Source organism: Desemzia incerta (assembly GCF_900115825.1).
Taxonomy (GTDB): domain Bacteria; phylum Bacillota; class Bacilli; order Lactobacillales; family Carnobacteriaceae; genus Desemzia; species Desemzia incerta.
Genome location: NZ_FOXW01000010.1, coordinates 14,365 through 26,891, shown reverse-complemented (window position 1 = coordinate 26,891; position 12,527 = coordinate 14,365). Strand labels below are relative to the sequence as shown.

General features: G+C 39.0%; 8 protein-coding genes. All 8 read left to right on the top strand.

Features of this window, described 5'->3' with window-relative positions:
* Position 1 precedes the first annotated feature (1 nt).
* A complete protein-coding gene (locus BM137_RS10640) occupies positions 2-979 on the top strand; it encodes an alpha-ketoacid dehydrogenase subunit beta (protein ID WP_092481152.1) in 978 nt (325 codons plus the stop codon).
* 153 nt (positions 980-1,132) lie between these two features.
* Entirely contained in the window at positions 1,133-2,758 is a 1,626-nt protein-coding gene (locus tag BM137_RS10635) for a dihydrolipoyllysine-residue acetyltransferase (protein ID WP_092481151.1), read from the top strand.
* Between the two features lie 12 nt (positions 2,759-2,770).
* Positions 2,771-4,177 (top strand): dihydrolipoyl dehydrogenase, encoded by a 1,407-nt coding sequence (gene lpdA, locus BM137_RS10630; protein WP_092481150.1) that lies wholly within the window; start codon positions 2,771-2,773, stop codon positions 4,175-4,177.
* Positions 4,178-4,354: 177 nt separating this feature from the next.
* Positions 4,355-4,627, top strand: a complete 273-nt coding sequence (locus BM137_RS10625) for a UPF0223 family protein (protein WP_092481149.1) — start codon at positions 4,355-4,357, stop codon at positions 4,625-4,627.
* A gap of 41 nt (positions 4,628-4,668) precedes the next feature.
* Positions 4,669-5,460, top strand: a complete 792-nt coding sequence (locus BM137_RS10620) for an inositol monophosphatase family protein (RefSeq protein ID WP_092481148.1) — start codon at positions 4,669-4,671, stop codon at positions 5,458-5,460.
* A 291-nt stretch (positions 5,461-5,751) separates the two neighbouring features.
* Positions 5,752-7,587 carry a translational GTPase TypA gene (gene typA, locus BM137_RS10615; RefSeq protein ID WP_092481147.1) on the top strand — a complete coding sequence of 612 codons (1,836 nt, stop codon included), beginning with the start codon at positions 5,752-5,754 and terminating at the stop codon, positions 7,585-7,587.
* 256 nt (positions 7,588-7,843) lie between these two features.
* Entirely contained in the window at positions 7,844-9,046 is a 1,203-nt protein-coding gene (locus BM137_RS10610) for an FtsW/RodA/SpoVE family cell cycle protein (RefSeq protein ID WP_092481146.1), read from the top strand.
* Positions 9,047-9,078: 32 nt separating this feature from the next.
* The gene (locus tag BM137_RS10605) at positions 9,079-12,510 is read left to right on the top strand and encodes a pyruvate carboxylase (protein ID WP_092481145.1); all 3,432 of its coding nucleotides are present in this window, start codon (positions 9,079-9,081) and stop codon (positions 12,508-12,510) included.
* Positions 12,511-12,527: the final 17 nt, after the last annotated feature.

Below are 12,527 nucleotides of genomic sequence, written 5' to 3'. Positions count from 1 at the left end.
CATGGCACAAAAAACAATGATTCAAGCGATCACTGAAGCGCTAGATCAAGAAATGGCACAAGACAATAAAGTGATGATTTTTGGTGAAGACGTTGGTAAAAACGGTGGAGTTTTCCGTGCTACTACAGGTCTTAGCGAAAAATATGGTGAAGATCGCGTAAGTGATACTCCACTATCTGAATCTGCGATTGGTGGAATGGCTATTGGTTTAGCTCTTCAAGGATTCCGTCCAGTACCAGAAATCCAATTTATTGGTTTCATTTTTGAAGTAATGGATTCTATTGTAGCTCAAGCAGCTCGTACTCGTTACCGTATGGGTGGTACCCGTACTATGCCGATCACTTTCCGTATGCCATTTGGTGGGGGAGTTCATACACCGGAATTACATGCTGATAACTTAGAAGGTTTGTTCACGCAATCTCCAGGTTTGAAAGTGGTTGTTCCATCAAACCCTTATGATGCAAAAGGATTGTTGACAGCATCTATTCGTGACAACGACCCAGTTGTCTTCTTAGAGCATATGAGACTTTACCGTTCATTCCGTGATGAAGTTCCTGAAGAGCAATACACTGTTCCTCTAGGTAAAGCAGCAGTTACTCGTGAAGGAAAAGATGTTTCCATCATCACTTACGGAGCTATGGTTCGTGAATCACTAAAAGCTGCAGATGAATTAGAAAAAGAAGGCATCTCAGCAGAAATTATCGATTTGAGAACAATTTCTCCATTAGATATCGAAACCATCATTGCATCAGTTGAAAAAACTGGACGTGTAGTAGTTGTTCAAGAAGCTCAACGCCAAGCTGGTGTAGGTCCAACAGTTATTTCTGAAATCTCGCAACGTGCTGTGTTATCTCTTGAAGCTCCAGTTGGATTTGTAGCAGCTCCTGATACGATCTTCCCATTCGGTTTAGCTGAAGATGACTGGAACGTTAACTCAAAAGATATTTTTGAACAAGTTAAAGAAACTGTAAACTTCTAATTTTAAAAGTGTCATTGCTTTTCTAAACGGAAGATTTTTAATAGAATATGAATGAATGACTTTAACATTGAAGTGGAAGGAGGCATTCATTCATATTATTCATCTTACAAAAAGTTTAAAACTACAGTGATAGAGAGAAAGGAAGAAATAAACATGGCTTTCAAATTTAAAATGCCAGACGTTGGCGAAGGAATGGCAGAAGGCGAAATCGTAAAATGGTTAGTCGCTGAAGGAGATACAGTACAAGAAGAAGATTCAGTTGCTGAAATCCAAAACGACAAATCAGTTGAAGAGATTGCTACTCCAGTTTCTGGAACAATCAAAAAAATCTTAGTACCTGAGGGAACAGTAGCAACTGTTGGAGATGTATTGATCGAAATCGATGCACCAGGACATGAAGACGAAGAAGATGCAGCAGCATCTACTCCATCTTCACCTGCAAACGAAGAAAAAGCTGTTGATCCAGCAACTTCTGGTTCAACAGGATCTTCAATCTATAAATTCAAAATGCCAGACGTTGGTGAAGGAATGGCAGAAGGCGAAATCGTAAAATGGTTGATCGCTGAAGGAGATACAATTGAAGAAGAAGATTCAATTGCTGAAATCCAAAACGACAAATCTGTTGAAGAAATTGCTTCTCCAGTTTCTGGAACAGTTAAAAGCATCCTAGTTTCTGAAGGAACAGTAGCTACAGTTGGCGACGTTCTTGTAGAAATCGATGTTCCAGGATACGTTGACGAGTCAGCTCCTGCAGCTGAAACTTCTTCTGCAGCTGCAACTGAAAGCAAACCTGCTGCATCAACACCTCAAACTGGTGAACGTAACGAACGCGTACTAGCTATGCCTTCAGTTCGTCAATTTGCTCGTGAAAATGACGTAGATATCGCTTTAGTTACTCCATCTGGTAAAGGCGGACGTACAACTAAAGAAGACGTACAAAGCTTTATGTCAGGCGAAACTGCTGCTCCAGCTCCAGCTAAAGAAGAAAAAGCTGAAACTACTGCAACTCCAGCAGCAAAAGAAAGCAAAAAAGAAGAAGCACCAGCTGCACAACCATTTACTTCTTCTATGGGCGAAGCAGAAACTCGCGAAAAAATGACACCAACAAGAAAAGCTATTGCTAAAGCAATGGTAAACAGCAAACATACTGCTCCTCATGTTACATTGCATGACGAAGTAGAAGTTTCTAAATTATGGGATCACCGTAAGAAATTCAAATCAATTGCTGCTGAAAAAGGCACAAAACTTACTTTCTTACCATATGTAGTTAAAGCATTGGCAGCTACAGTAAAAGCATTCCCTGTAATGAATGCTTCTATTGATGATGCATCTCAAGAAATTGTATACAAAAACTACATCAACATTGGTATCGCAACAGATACTGACAATGGTTTATATGTACCAAACGTTAAAAATGCTGATGCAAAAGGGATGTTTACAATTGCAGACGAAATCAATGACAAAGCAGCTCAAGCTCATGAAGGTAAATTAGCTGCAGCAGACATGAGAAACGGTTCAATCTCAATCAGTAACATTGGTTCAGTTGGCGGCGGCTGGTTTACTCCGGTTATCAACTACCCTGAAGTAGCGATCTTAGGTGTAGGTACAATCACGCAACAACCAATCATTAATGCTGAAGGTGAAATTGCTGTTGGACGTGTCATGAAACTTTCATTAAGTTTTGACCACCGTATTGTCGATGGAGCAACTGCTCAAAAAGCAATGAACAACATTAAGAGATTGTTAGCAGATCCAGAATTGTTATTAATGGAAGGTTAAGGTGAAAACTAAATGGTAGTAGGAGATTTCGCATTAGAATTAGACACAGTTGTTGTAGGTTCAGGACCAGGCGGATATGTTGCGGCTATCCGTGCTGCACAATTAGGACAAAAAGTAGCGATCGTTGAAAGAGAATACATCGGCGGAGTTTGTTTAAACGTTGGTTGTATTCCTTCTAAAGCATTGATCAGTGCTGGACATCGTTACCAAGAAGCTTTAGATTCATCAGTATTTGGTGTTACTACGGAGAATGTCACTCTTGATTTTACTAAAACTCAAGAATGGAAAGACAACAAAGTAGTGAACACATTGACTAGCGGTATCGAAATGTTGCTTAAAAAGAACAAAGTAGAAATTTTACGTGGAGAAGCTTATTTCAACAATGATCATACCATGCGTGTGATGACTGAAATGAGTGCACAAACATACACGTTCAAAAACGCTATTATTGCAACAGGTAGTCGCCCGATCGAAATCAAAGGATTTAAATTCGGCGGACGAGTAATCGATTCAACTGGTGGGTTGAACCTTAAAGAAGTTCCTAAGAAATTAGTTGTTGTAGGTGGAGGTTATATCGGTAGTGAATTAGCCGGTGCTTACGCTAACTTAGGTGCTGAAGTAACGATTCTTGAAGGTATGAACACTATTTTAGGTGGATTCGAAAAAGATGTTGTTAAATTAGTTGAAAAGAACTTCAAAGCTAAAGGTGTTAAAGTCGTAACAAGTGCTATGGCTAAAGAAGCTGTAGAAACAGACAACGGAGTTACAGTTAAATATGAAGCAAACGGTAAAGAAGAGTCAATCGATGCAGATTATGTAATGGTAACTGTAGGACGTCGTCCAAATACAGATGAATTAGGATTAGAAGCTGCTGGTGTCAACATGACTGATCGCGGATTAGTTGAAGTTGACGAACAAGGACGTACAAGTGTAGACCACATCTTCGCTATTGGAGATATCGTACCTGGTCCAGCTCTTGCTCACAAAGCTAGTTATGAAGCAAAAGTAGCTGCAGAAGCTATTTCTGGTAAAAAAGTTGCTGTTGACTATCGTGCTATGCCGGCTGTTGCATTTACAGATCCTGAAATTGCCATCGTTGGATTAAACGAAAAAGAAGCTAAAGAAAAAGGATTAGATGTTAAAGCATTTAAATTCCCATTAGCTGGTAACGGACGTGCACTTTCTTTAAATGCAACTGAAGGATTTGTTCGTTTAGTTGTTACTAAAGAAGACAACGTTATCGTTGGTGCACAAGTTGCCGGAGTAAGTGCAAGTGACTTGATTGCTGAATTAGGGTTAGCAATTGAAAGTGGAATGAATGCAGAAGACATTTCATTGACAATCCATGCTCACCCAACTTTAGGTGAATCTGTTATGGATGCAGCTGAAGCAGCATTAGGAATGCCAATTCACATGTAAAAGTAGATTAATCGTCTAGTACGGTGAACACTTTAAGAGAAGCTGGAATCATGATTCCAGTTTCTCTTTTTTTATTTACATAGGATAAAAGTTCAGAACAGCAATATACCTTGTTTTTTGGTATAATAGAAAAAGAAGAAAAAAATGGACTATAAATAATCGAACGAGGTTGGTAAGATGAAAAACAGTTATGAGTATCCACTAGACTATGAGTGGAAGCGAGATGAAATGGTAAATGTTGTAAATCTATGGCGTTTAGTAGAGTTGGCTTACGAAACTGGAGTAGACAGAGAAGAATTCTTAGCTCAATATGCTTTATTTAAAAAAGTTATTCCTTCTAAAGGAGAAGAAAAACGATGGGGTAACAAATTCGAAGATATTTCTGGTTACTCCTTGTACCGAGTAGTAAAAGCTGCTAAAGAAGGTACAAGCAAAACCATAAAAATGTAAATGTATACTTATATTGAGCTATAAAATAGAAAGAAAGGGTGATGGGTTTGGAACAAATCAATAAAAGGAATGAACTGATTACACAGTGGGTGCTTGAAGCCGGAAAAACGATTAAGGATTCATTTGAAAAAAGCATCCAAGTAGAAGAGAAGTCGAATCGAAATGATTTAGTTACAGAAATGGACAAGAAAACAGAGGAAATGTTGATCAAAAATATTCGCCAGCATTTTCCTGATGAACGAATCTTTGCAGAAGAAAGTGACAATGAAGAGATAAAAGATTTGAATGGGGTAGTTTGGATCATTGACCCTATAGATGGAACGTTGAATTTTGTAAAACAACAGAATGATTTTGCTGTCATGGTAGCTGTGTACGAAGACGGAATTGGACAGATGGCATATATTTATAATGTGATGAAAGATGAATTGTACAGTGCAATCAAAGGTCAAGGAGCTAGTTGTAATGGACAACGAATAGATACTGTTCAAGATCTCCCGTTGAAAGACGGGTTGGTAGCCATTAGCAGTCTGTTGCTATCTGGTAAAAATGAGGCGGTTCGTCAAGTCGCACGTAAGAGTAATGGAGTCCGAATGATCGGGTCAGCTGGTCTGGAAACATTGTATGTCAGTACAGGCAGGTTAGTAGCTTATATAGCCGCTTCATTAGCTCCATGGGACATTGCTGCTGGCAAGTTGATTGCCGAAGAAGTTGGTTTAGTTTACACACAAGCCAATGGTGAAAAAATCGATTTATTGAAAAAAAATCCAGTCGTTGTCGCTACGCCTGCAGCCCATCAAGAAATTATTCAGCATTTGACTGAAAAAGAAAGCTGAAAAAAGTAAAATAAAACACTGTTTGTCTATTATAAGAAGTTGCAGCTTAGAGGATGAAAAAAATGAAAGTTTTTCTTTTCAAATACTCTGCAAAGTGTTACACTAGGAAAGTTGAAAGTTGAACCTAGTACGTTTTCATAGCGTTTTCATTATTGGAAATAGTGAGAAATAAGCAATGTACGGAGACATCCGTTATTAAGAACAGTTTAGCTTTTTATGTATTTTGCTCAGATAAAGCAGAGCAGAATGGATTAAATGATTTCAGAAGAAGTCTTGGAGGAATATATACTAATGAAAAGAAGAGAAAACCTAAGAAATGTCGCAATTATTGCCCACGTTGACCACGGTAAAACAACTTTGGTAGATGAATTGCTGAAACAATCAGATACATTGGATGCTCATAATCAATTAGCAGAACGCGCAATGGACTCAAATGCTATTGAGCAAGAGCGTGGAATCACGATCTTAGCAAAAAATACAGCCGTTAAATACAAAGATACACACATCAACATCATGGATACACCAGGACATGCGGACTTCGGTGGAGAAGTAGAACGTATCATGAAAATGGTAGACGGAGTTGTGTTGGTTGTTGACTCATATGAAGGAACAATGCCACAAACACGTTTCGTATTGAAAAAAGCCTTGGAGCAAAAATTAACTCCAATCGTTGTTATCAATAAAATCGACAAGCCTTCTGCACGTCCTGCTGAAGTTGTGGATGAAGTTTTAGAATTATTTATCGAATTGGGAGCAGACGATGATCAATTAGAATTCCCAGTTGTTTATGCTTCTGCATTAAACGGAACAAGTAGTTTATCAGAAGATCCAAGTGAACAAGAAGCTTCTATGGATCCTGTATTTGAAACAATCTTGAAAGAAATTCCAGCACCAGTCGACAACAGTGAAGAGCCTTTACAATTCCAAGTTTCATTATTAGATTATAGTGACTACGTTGGTAGAATCGGTATCGGACGTGTATTCCGTGGAACGATCAGAGTTGGAGATCAAGTTGCTTTAAGTAAATTAGATGGTACAACTAAAAACTTCCGTGTAACTAAATTATTAGGATTCTTCGGTTTAAACCGTGTTGAAATCGAAGAAGCTAGAGCTGGAGATTTGATTGCTTTATCTGGTATGGAAGATATCTTTGTTGGGGAAACAGTTACACCTGTTGACCATATCGATCCATTACCAATCTTGCATATTGATGAACCAACATTGCAAATGACGTTCTTAACAAACAACTCACCTTTTGCAGGTCGTGAAGGTAAATGGGTAACTTCTCGTAAATTAGAAGACCGTTTATTATCTGAATTGCATACTGACGTTTCTTTACGTGTAGAAAACACAGAATCTCCTGATGCTTGGATCGTTTCAGGTCGTGGAGAATTACATTTGTCTATCTTAGTAGAAAACATGCGTCGTGAAGGATACGAGTTACAAGTTTCTCGTCCTGAAGTTATCGTTAAAGATTTTGATGGTGTGAAATGTGAACCTTTCGAGCGCGTTCAAATTGACAGCCCTGAAGAATATATGGGTTCAATCATTGAATCATTAAGCTTACGTAAAGGTGAGATGATCGACATGGTGAACAACGGGAACGGACAAGTAAAACTTGTGTTCTTAGCTCCTGCTCGTGGATTGATCGGATACTCAACTGAGTTCTTATCAATGACTCGCGGTTACGGAATCATGAACCATACATTTGACCAATACTTGCCAGTTATCAAAGGGACTATCGGCGGACGTCGTAATGGTACTTTAGTTTCTACTGAAACTGGAAAAGCTACAACTTATGGTATTATGGGTGTTGAAGACCGTGGAACGATTTTTGTAGAGCCAGGTACTGAAATCTACGAAGGTATGATCGTAGGACAAAACAGCCGTGAAAATGATATTACGGTTAACATCACAAAAGAAAAACAAAAAACAAATATTCGTTCAGCGAATAAAGACCAAACAAACGTGATCAAAACTCCACGTAAATTAACTCTTGAAGAATCATTAGAGTTTATCGGAGAAGATGAGTACTGTGAAATCACTCCAGTTAACGTACGTTTACGTAAACAAATCCTGAACAAAGGTGAACGTGAAAAAGCTGCTAAAAAGAACAAAATGAAATAAGACGTTAACTCTTATAAAAAAGTGCGGAGCCTATAGGTTCCGCACTTTTTTGCATGTATGAAACCGAGATGATTCTCAGAAAAAAGGCTATCTGCTTAAGTGTCTTATTGTTGTCAAGCCTTTTTGTTGTTATAATGTTTTTATTGGTGATTTAGACGGGAAAGAATAGACTGTCTAATACCGATCAGAGTTTATGATCAAAAAAATGAAATTGTAGAAACCAGAAGAGGAGGCTAAGGCTAATTTAGCCGCTCAAATGAAAAAAGTAAATTATCTGGATTATTATATCCTCATTCCGTATATATTATTGACTAGTATAGGGGTGTTGATGGTCTATAGTGCAAGCAGTTTTGTAGCGCTTCAAACGATGGACAACCCACAACACTATTTTCTTCGCCAAGCCTTATTTGCTATAGTAGGACTGTTTGGAGGATTCGTTATTTTTATGCTTCGTTTAGACGTGTTGAAGTATAAAAAGTTGGTCAGTAGTGCAATTGGGATTATTGTCCTGTTACTGATTTATCTACTCTTCTTTGGAAAAGAGATAAATGGAGCTAAGGGATGGATCAGTTTGGGACCTCTGGGAGGGCTTCAGCCCGCAGAGTTTGCAAAGATTGTAGTGATTTGGTATTTTGCCTTTATCTTTTCTAAGAGGCAAGATCGTTTTGTTCAAGATTTAAGAGAAACCGTCAACGCTTTTTTAGCACCTTTGTTGTTATTTGTCGCACTGATTGTGCTGCCTGTTATTTTACAGCCTGATATTGGTGGAGCTGTCATTATTTTAGCCATTGGGGTCATGATGGTATTGACGAGCGGGATTTCATATAAATTTGGAATAGGCTTAGCGGTTATCGGCAGTGCAGTAATTTTTGGTGTTATGGAATTGATTCGAGCTTTTGGAACAAACCTTCCTTTTGTCGAAGGGTATCAATATGATCGCTTTTTAGCGTTTTGGGATCCATTTGCTGTATCGGAATCTACTGGTCTGCAACTGGTGAATTCTTATTATGCTTTAAATAGGGGCGGATTATTTGGAGTAGGGATAGGTGAAAGTGTACAAAAAACAGGCTACTTGCCTGAGCCGTATACAGATTTCATCATGTCTATTCTCGGAGAAGAGTTAGGTTTAATAGGTGTTTTAGTTGTCTTGCTTCTTTCAGCGTTTTTAATTTTAAGAATTTATTACGTTGGGATAAAAACAAAAGATCCTTTTGGTTCTTTGTTGTGTATTGGAATAGCCACTATGTTATTGATCCAATCCGCTATCAACTTAGGCGGGATTTTAGGCTTAATGCCGATTACTGGAGTGACGTATCCTTTTATCAGTTATGGGGGATCTAGTATTTTGGTATTATCTGCTTCTATGGGGATTGTCTTGAATGTCAGTGCTGCTATGAAAAGAAGAGAAGAAAAGAAACAACCTGCAAAAAGAAATGCAAGAAAACAAGAATACATCTAGTATAATTCAGTAAATATCTAAGGAGAGATGACATGAAAAAAGTCCTAGTCGCTAACAGAGGAGAAATTGCAATTCGTATTTTCAGAGCATTGACTGAGTTGAACATGAAAACAGTCGGAATTTATGCTCAAGAAGACGAAGGATCTGTGCACCGTTTTAAGGCAGATGAAGCTTATTTGGTAGGAAAAGGAAAGAAACCTATTGAAGCTTACTTAGATATTGAAGATATCATTCGCATTGCAAAAGATACAGGATCGCAAGCTATTCATCCTGGATATGGTTTTTTATCGGAAAATATTGAATTCGCTCGTCGCTGTGAGGAAGAAAATATTGTTTTTATTGGTCCGAAATTACACCATTTAGATATATTCGGCGATAAAATCAAAGCAAAACAAGCTGCACTAGAAGCTGGTCTGCAAACAATCCCTGGAACAGACGGTCCTGTTGAAGAGTTAGAAGAAGTCATAGCTTTTGGAGACAAATACGGCTATCCTATCATCATAAAAGCAGCTCTTGGTGGTGGTGGACGCGGAATGCGCGTTGTACATGAACCTAGCGAAGTAGAAGAAAGTTTCAACCGAGCGCAAAGTGAAGCTAAAGCAGCCTTTGGTAGTGGAGAAGTTTATGTAGAACGCTACATACAAGATCCAAAACACATCGAAGTCCAAATTTTAGGGGATAAAAACGGCAATATCGTCCATTTGTATGAACGTGATTGCTCTGTTCAAAGAAGACATCAAAAAGTTGTCGAAGTGGCGCCTTGTGTGTCGATCTCAGAAGAATTGAGAAATGAATTGTGCCAGTCAGCTGTTGATTTGATGGCTCATGTTCAATATGAAAACGCTGGAACTGTAGAGTTCTTGTTGGAAAACGACCGCTTTTATTTTATTGAGGTCAATCCTCGCGTACAAGTAGAGCATACGATCTCAGAAATGATCACAGGAATCGATATTGTTCAGTCTCAAATTATGATCGCGCAAGGAATGGATCTGCACAAAGACATTCACATTCCACAACAATTGGATATCCCATTGATCGGAGCAGCTATTCAATGTCGAATCACGACAGAAGACCCGTTGAATAACTTCTTTCCAGATACTGGGAAAATCAACACGTATCGTTCTCCAGGTGGTTTTGGGATCCGTTTGGACTCAGGAAATGGGTTCCAAGGAACAGTCGTTACACCTTTCTTTGACTCGTTGCTGGTAAAAGCCTGTGTTCAAGCCAGTACATTTGAACAAGCGGCTCAAAAGATGATTCGTGCCTTAAAAGAGTTCCGTATCCGTGGGGTAAAAACCAATATTCCATTTATGCAAAATGTTGTGGCCCATGAAGAGTTTCTTTCTGGAAATGCTAAAACGACCTTTATTGATTCCACTCCTGAGTTGTATCAGTTTTCTAAGCTGCGCGACCGTGGAAATAAAACAATGGCGTATATCGGGAATATTACTGTCAATGGGTTCCCGGGAATTGGCCATGGACAAAAAGCTTTCTATGATGAGCCGCGTAAACCGCAACAACTGATTACGCCAAGCGAACCGTTCATCAGCGCTAAACAAATCTTAGATGCAAAAGGACCCGAAGCCGTTAGTTCGTGGTTGAAACAGCAGACAGCTGTACAGTTGACAGATACAACTTTCAGAGATGCGCATCAAAGTTTATTAGCGACTCGAGTGCGTACACAAGATTTTATGGGCATAGCTGCAGATACTCAAAAAGCGTTGCCGCAACTGTTCTCAACAGAAATGTGGGGAGGAGCAACTTTTGATGTAGCTTATCGATTCTTGAATGAAGATCCGTGGGAACGGTTGAAAAAATTGCGCGAGGAAATGCCGAATGTATTGTTACAAATGCTGTTTAGAGGATCTAATGGAGTAGGGTATCAAAATTATCCGGACAATGCTATTGAAGCCTTTATTCGACGAGCTGCTGCAGATGGAATCGACGTGTTCCGTATCTTTGACAGTTTAAATTGGATTCCTCAGATGGAAAAAAGCATCCAAGCAGTAAGAGATAATGGGAAAATAGCTGAAGGAACTATTTGTTATACGGGGGATTTCCTAGATCCTGCTCAAACAAAATACACGCTTAACTACTACAAAGAGATGGCGACTGAACTGCAACAGTTGGGTTCTCATATTATTGGAATAAAAGATATGTCAGGTATTCTTAAACCTCAAGCAGCGTATAAATTAATCAGCGAATTGAAAGAAACGATCGATCTGCCGATTCATTTGCACACCCACGATACAAGCGGAAACGGAATCTTCACTTATGCCGAAGCAATCCGTGCCGGTGTGGATGTAGTAGATGTAGCAACGAGTGCGATGAGCAGTCGGACAAGCCAACCGAGCTTGAGCAGTTTATACTACGCAACTCAATCGAGTGAAAGAAAACCAGAAATCAATATTGATAATGCAGAACAAATTGATCACTACTGGCAAGATGTGCGCAGATATTATAAAGAATTTGAAATGAGTGTTACTGGACCGCAAACAGAAGTCTACCAACACGAAATGCCTGGTGGACAATATACGAACTTGCAACAGCAAGCGATGGCTGTTGGACTTGGGAACCAGTGGGATGACGTTAAAAAGATGTATGCCGCTGTCAATCAATTATTCGGAGATATTGTTAAAGTAACTCCTTCTTCTAAGGTAGTTGGGGATATGGCTTTATTCATGATCCAAAACAACTTATCCAGCGAAGACATATATGAAAAAGGCATGCAGATTGATTTTCCAGAATCAGTCATCAATTTCTTTATGGGGAATTTAGGACAGCCTACTGGCGGTTTCCCAGAAAAACTGCAACAAATTATTCTCAAAGGCAGAAAACCGTTTACGCAAAGACCTGGAACATTGGCAGAAGATATCGATTTTGACAGTACGAAAAAAGAATTGCAAGAAAAAATCGATAGAGAGCCCACCGAACAAGAAGTACTGAGTTATATTATGTATCCTCAAGTCTTTTTGGATTATGACCAATCGTATAACCGCTACGGAGACGTGACGTTACTTGATACGATGACGTTCTTCCATGGTATGCGTACTGGAGAGACGATCGAAGTTCAGATCGAAAAAGGAAAAACGTTGATCATCAAACTGAACCAAATCGGTGAACCGAATTCAGAAGGAATCAGAGTAGTCTATTTTGAATTGAACGGACAAGGAAGAGAAATAGAAGTAAAAGATTTGAGCATCACCAGTACAAAAGCTTTGCGCAGAAAAGCAGAGCCTACAAACAAACACCATATCGGTGCAACGATGTCTGGATCTGTTTTAGATATTTCCGTCAAAAAAGGCGACCGCGTAGTTAAAGGTCAATCCTTGATCACGACAGAAGCGATGAAAATGGAAACGACGATCAAAGCGACCGCAAATGGTGTAATCGATCAAATTTATGTTCAAGTCGGTGATGTCATCGACTCAGGTGACTTATTGATCGAAACGATTGCAAAATAAAATAAAGGGAGGGAAAG

Bases quoted from the DNA above. Each gene is read 5' to 3' on its own strand.
- BM137_RS10610 (WP_092481146.1), top strand. From the start codon at position 7,844: ATGAAAAAAGTAAATTATCTGGATTATTATATCCTCATTCCGTATATA.
- typA (WP_092481147.1), top strand. From the start codon at position 5,752: ATGAAAAGAAGAGAAAACCTAAGAAATGTCGCAATTATTGCCCACGTT.
- BM137_RS10620 (WP_092481148.1), top strand. From the start codon at position 4,669: ATGGGTTTGGAACAAATCAATAAAAGGAATGAACTGATTACACAGTGG.
- BM137_RS10605 (WP_092481145.1), top strand. From the start codon at position 9,079: ATGAAAAAAGTCCTAGTCGCTAACAGAGGAGAAATTGCAATTCGTATT.
- BM137_RS10635 (WP_092481151.1), top strand. From the start codon at position 1,133: ATGGCTTTCAAATTTAAAATGCCAGACGTTGGCGAAGGAATGGCAGAA.
- BM137_RS10640 (WP_092481152.1), top strand. From the start codon at position 2: ATGGCACAAAAAACAATGATTCAAGCGATCACTGAAGCGCTAGATCAA.
- BM137_RS10625 (WP_092481149.1), top strand. From the start codon at position 4,355: ATGAAAAACAGTTATGAGTATCCACTAGACTATGAGTGGAAGCGAGAT.
- lpdA (WP_092481150.1), top strand. From the start codon at position 2,771: ATGGTAGTAGGAGATTTCGCATTAGAATTAGACACAGTTGTTGTAGGT.